This window comes from Streptomyces sp. NPDC054847, from assembly GCF_053610925.1.
The window spans coordinates 1-4104 of record NZ_JBSGZJ010000565.1 but is presented as its reverse complement, the minus strand read 5'-3'; the positions used below and the strand labels follow the sequence as shown (position 1 = coordinate 4104).

Sequence of the window (4104 nt, the reverse complement as noted above, 5' to 3'; positions counted from 1 at the left end):
GCCCGAGGGCGTCCCCGCAGGCACCCCCTCCGGCACCCCCGAGGGCGCGCCGGAGGGCCGTCCCTCCGAGGCCGCCGCCGCCACCGCCGCCGGGGCCACCGCCGCCGGGACGACCGGCGAAGCCGCCGCCGCCACCGGGACGACCGCCGCCGCCACCGCCGGGACGACCGGCGAAGCCGCCGCCACCACCGGGACGACCGGCACCGCCGGGACGGCCTGCGCCGCCCGTGCCGGGACCGCGACCGCCGCCACCGGGGCCGCCACCAGGACGGGGACCGGCAGCAGGACGCTGCGGCATCATGCCGGGGTTCGGACGGTTACCGCCGGGCGCGCCACCGGGAGCACCGGCACGCGGGGCCTGCGGACGAGGCATACCGCCGGGGGTCGGGCGGGCACCGCCCTGGCCCTGCGGACGCGGGGCGCCACCGGGGCCGCCCTGCGGACGCGGAGCGCCGGGAACGGCGCCGCCGGGGCCACCGGGGCCGGGACGTGCGCCACCCGGACGGGGCGCCTGCGGACGCGCCATGCCGGTGGAGCCACCGGACGTGAACGGGTTGTTGCCCGGACGGGGACCGGCCGGACGACCACCGGGACGCGGGGCGCCCTGGCCGCCGGCGGGACGCGCCGGACGCTCGCCGCCACGGCCGCCGTCACGCTGACCGCCGTCACGCTGTCCGCCGGCCGGAGCCGGACGGGCGGGGCGCGGACCGGGGGTGGCACCCGCGGGACGCGGGGCCTGCGGTGCGGCGGGCTGGGCCGGAGCCGGGGCCGAGAACTCGGCAGCGGGCACCGGAGCCGCCGGGGCGGGCTTGGCCGGCGCGGGCTTGGGACCCGGTGTCGGACGCGGTCCCGGACCCGGGGCCGCGGAGGAGGGGGTGCTGCTCGCCGGGGCCGGCTTGGGGGCCGGTGCGCCGGGCTTGGGGGCAGCAGAACGTCCCGCCTGCGCCGAGGGCGCGGCAGGCTTCGAAGGCGTCGCCTTGCGGGGCGCGCCAGGCTTCGCAGCGGACTTGCCGGCGTTGCCGCCGGGCCCCTGCAGTGCATCAGTCAGTTTGCGTACAACCGGCGCCTCGATCGTCGAGGACGCCGAACGGACGAATTCACCGAGTTCTTGGAGCTTGGCCATGACGACCTTGCTCTCTACGCCGAACTCCTTGGCGAGTTCGTATACCCGGACCTTAGCCACTTCGCTCCTTTTAGGTCCGGGTTACCGCCGGACCGTCGCTACTTCATGGGCGTACTCATCGCGTACTCATCGAGTGCTCATCGCAATCTCGACCTACTTCCAACTCGCGAGGTACCTGACCGCACGGGGGTATCCGTGCCGTACTTCTTTCTCTTACGGTGCTGCCTGCTCGACATACCGCCGCACTGCGGCGGTATCGAGCGGTCCCTGGGCCCGGAAGGCCCTCGGGAACGCCCGGCGGCGGACCGCCAGGTCGAAACAGACCAAGGCGGGGTGCACGTACGCACCCCGGCCGGGCAGCGTACCGCGATCATCGGGGACGTACTCGCCCTCGATCACCACGATCCGCAGCAGATCGCTCTTGGCCGCTCGCTCCCGGCATCCCACACAGGTTCGCTCAGGGCACACGCGGGCATGCGTCCGGCCAGACACGGTTAAGTCTACCTCCCCGCACCGACCTCACCCCTTGGGGGCAAAAATCGAACGGTTGTTGTCCTGATCCTTGTGAGATCTTGGTCGGCTCCCGTCCTCACTGCAACGGGATTCGGCCCCTGCCCATTCCTCAGCCCTGGTCGGGGCCCTGCTCGGTGTCGGGCCGGATGTCGATGCGCCAGCCGGTCAGGCGGGCGGCCAGGCGGGCGTTCTGCCCCTCCTTGCCGATCGCCAGCGACAGCTGGTAGTCCGGGACCGTCACCCGGGCGGAGCGGGCGCCGAGGTCGACGACCTCCACCTTGCTGACCCGTGCGGGCGACAGGGCGTTCGCCACCATCTCCGCCGGGTCGTCGGACCAGTCCACGATGTCGATCTTCTCGCCGTGCAGCTCGGCCATGACATTACGCACACGGCTGCCCATCGGGCCGATGCAGGCGCCCTTGGGATTCAGGCCGGAGCGGGTCGAGCGGACGGCGATCTTGGTGCGGTGGCCGGCCTCGCGGGCGATCGCGGCGATCTCGACACTGCCGTCGGCGATCTCCGGAACCTCCAGCGCGAAGAGCTTCTTCACCAGGTTCGGGTGGGTACGGGACAGGGTGACCGAGGGTCCGCGCACACCCCTGGCCACGCGCACCACGTAGGTGCGCAGGCGCAGACCGTGCGTGTACTCCTCGCCGGGGACCTGCTCCTGCACCGGCAGGATCGCCTCGAGCTTGTCGTCCAGCCTCACCAGGACGTTCTTTGGGTCCTTGCCCTGCTGGACCATGCCCGCGACGATGTCGCCCTCACGGCGGGCGTACTCGCCGAAGGTGACGTCGTTCTCCGCGTCACGCAGCCGCTGCTGGATGACCTGGCGGGCCGTGGTGGCGGCGATCCGGCCGAAGTCGGAGGGAGTGTCGTCGAACTCCTTCGGCTCCTGCCCCTCCTCCAGATCGGCCGGGTCCTCCTTGGCCCACACGGTCACGTGACCGGTGTTCCGGTCGAGCACCACACGGGCGTGGCGGCGACTGCCCTCGGTGCGGTGGTACGCGATGAGGAGGGCCGACTCGATGGCCTCGACCAGCAGGTCGAAGGCGATCTCCTTCTCCTGGGCCAGGCCCTTCAGGAGCTTCACGTCGATGTCCACGGCTACGCCTCCTCTTCCTTCTTGTCCTTGCGGTTGAACTCGATCTCCACGCGGGCCTTCACGATGTCGTCGAAGGCCACCCGGCGGGCGGTGGGCTTGCGCCCCTTCACACCGGGCACCTCGAGGTCGAGTCCCTCGTCGTCCACGGTCAGGAGGCGGGCCACCAGGTCCCCGCCCTCCTTCAGCTGCAGCTTGACCAGGCGGCCGGTGGCGCGCACGAAATGACGGCGCTCGGTCAGCGGCCGGTCGGCGCCGGGGGAGCTGACTTCGAGGACGTACTCGTCCTCGCCCATCGCATCCGTCTCGTCGAGCTTCTCGGAGATCGCGCGGCTCAGCTCGGCACAGGCGTCCAGTTCCACGCCCTCGTCGGAATCGACGGTGATCCTCAGCATGCGGCGCCGGCCCGCCCGGGAGATCTCGATCTCTTCCAGATCCAGCTCCGCGGCGCTGACGAGCGGCTCAAGCAGCCCGCGCAGCCTCTCGCTCTGGGTGGTGCTCATCCGGGTGACTCCTCGGCCGCGTGTGCTGTTGTGGGATCGTCGCGTGTCGAAGAAAGGGTATCCGGTCGCGGAGGGTGTTGCCGTCCACCCGCCCGGGAGCCGCAGGTACGCTCGCCTGCGGCGATGATCACTGCGAGCCCGAGGAGACACGCGTGGGGCGCACGGGGACGACACGCAGACGTGCGCTGTTGGCGACGGGGGCGGCCGCTGCCGCCATGTTGACGGGCTGTTCGAGCGACTCCCCCGCGACGCGGCGCCCGTCCGGCCGTTCCGCGGACCCGGCTCGCGCGCAGGCGGCGTTGCGGGCACGGCTCGCGGCCGGGAGCACGGCGCTCGGCGACGAGTACGACGCGGTCATCGCCCGCCACCCGGAGCTCGCCGAACGGCTGACACCGCTGCGTACCGCGGTCGCCGCGCACGCCGTGGCACTCGCCGGCGGCCGGCCCGGGCAGACGTCCGCCGCTCCCTCGCCGTCCGTCACGCCGTCCACCGCTCCCCCGGTCACGCCGTCCACCACCGCGGCCGGCTCCGTCCCGGAGGACCCCGCCGCCGCGCTCAAGGCGCTGGCCGCGGCGGAGCGCCGCACCTCCGACAGCCACACGGCCGCCCTCGCTGACGCGGACCCGGAGCTCGCACGTCTGCTGGCCTCCGTCGCCGCGGCCGGCGCCGGGCATGCGTACCTGCTGACGAAGGGGGACCCGCGTTGACCACGCTCGACCCACGGGGCGACACGGCGCGCGAGCTCGAGGCCCTCCAGGCCGCGCTCGCGGCGGAACACGCCGCCGTCTACGGATACGGAGTGGTCGGCGGCCGGGTCGGCGAGGACCGCGAGAACGAGGCCGCCGCCGCGCACGCCGCACACC

6 protein-coding genes are annotated in these 4104 nt (G+C 73.3%); 2 read left to right on the top strand and 4 right to left on the bottom strand.

All coding sequences use genetic code 11. From position 1 onward, the window contains the following. From ACWGH4_RS32405 to rimP, 4 genes are all read right to left on the bottom strand, one after another. Window positions 1–1183: translation initiation factor IF-2 N-terminal domain-containing protein (locus ACWGH4_RS32405; RefSeq protein ID WP_453467156.1), on the bottom strand; the 1183-nt coding region annotated here is incomplete at its 3' end. Window positions 1184–1336: 153 nt separating this feature from the next. After that, window positions 1337–1615 carry a YlxR family protein gene (locus ACWGH4_RS32400; protein WP_453467154.1) on the bottom strand — a complete coding sequence of 93 codons (279 nt, stop codon included), beginning with the start codon at window positions 1613–1615 and terminating at the stop codon, window positions 1337–1339. A 130-nt stretch (window positions 1616–1745) separates the two neighbouring features. Beyond that, window positions 1746–2741 (bottom strand): transcription termination factor NusA, encoded by a 996-nt coding sequence (gene nusA, locus ACWGH4_RS32395; RefSeq protein WP_441266359.1) that lies wholly within the window; start codon window positions 2739–2741, stop codon window positions 1746–1748. A gap of 2 nt (window positions 2742–2743) precedes the next feature. Beyond that, the gene (gene rimP, locus ACWGH4_RS32390) at window positions 2744–3241 is read right to left on the bottom strand and encodes a ribosome maturation factor RimP (protein WP_441266360.1); all 498 of its coding nucleotides are present in this window, start codon (window positions 3239–3241) and stop codon (window positions 2744–2746) included. Window positions 3242–3393: 152 nt separating this feature from the next. Between rimP and ACWGH4_RS32385 the strand changes: the two genes are divergently transcribed. Both ACWGH4_RS32385 and ACWGH4_RS32380 read left to right on the top strand, forming a co-directional pair. After that, the gene (locus ACWGH4_RS32385; protein WP_453467152.1) at window positions 3394–3948 is read left to right on the top strand and encodes a hypothetical protein; all 555 of its coding nucleotides are present in this window, start codon (window positions 3394–3396) and stop codon (window positions 3946–3948) included. Beyond that, a partial coding sequence (locus tag ACWGH4_RS32380; RefSeq protein ID WP_453467158.1) for a DUF4439 domain-containing protein occupies window positions 3945–4104 on the top strand: 160 nt, incomplete at its 3' end. The genes ACWGH4_RS32385 and ACWGH4_RS32380, both read left to right, overlap by 4 nt.